1 pseudogene is annotated in these 583 nt (G+C 70.8%); it reads right to left on the bottom strand.

From position 1 onward, the window contains the following. Window positions 1–204: 204 nt before the first annotated feature. Window positions 205–583, bottom strand: a pseudogene (locus tag J0695_RS42050) (glycine/betaine ABC transporter ATP-binding protein); the annotation flags it as partial.

The raw sequence follows: 583 nt of genomic DNA, 5'->3' as shown, positions 1-583 counted from the left end.
GTTCAGCGCGCTCGACCCCCTCATCCGGCGCGACATGCAGGAGGAGGTGATCCGGCTGCACCACGAGGAGGGCCGCACGATGGTCTTCATCACCCACGACCTCAGCGAGGCGCTGAGGCTGGGCGACCGCATCGCCCTGATGCGCGACGGACGGGTGGTCCAGCTGGGCACCCCCGAGGAGATCGTGGGCTCGCCCGCCGACGACTACGTCCGCGACTTCGTCCGGGACGTCCCGCGCGAACAGGTCCTCACCGTCCGTACGGCCATTCGCCCCGCCTCGTCGGCGGACGAGGCGGGGCGCATGGCCGTACGGACGGTGAGGACCTGTTCGCGCGGGACGTCCCGGACGAAGTCGCGGACGTAGTCGTCGGCGGGCGAGCCCACGATCTCCTCGGGGGTGCCCAGCTGGACCACCCGTCCGTCGCGCATCAGGGCGATGCGGTCGCCCAGCCTCAGCGCCTCGCTGAGGTCGTGGGTGATGAAGACCATCGTGCGGCCCTCCTCGTGGTGCAGCCGGATCACCTCCTCCTGCATGTCGCGCCGGATGAGGGGGTCGAGCGCGCTGAACGGCTCGTCGAACAGC

Source organism: Streptomyces beijiangensis (assembly GCF_017315755.1).
In the GTDB taxonomy this organism is placed as follows: Bacteria; Actinomycetota; Actinomycetes; order Streptomycetales; family Streptomycetaceae; genus Streptomyces; species Streptomyces beijiangensis.
Note: the sequence above shows the minus strand (reverse complement) of the source record. Positions and strands in the feature narration are given on the sequence as shown.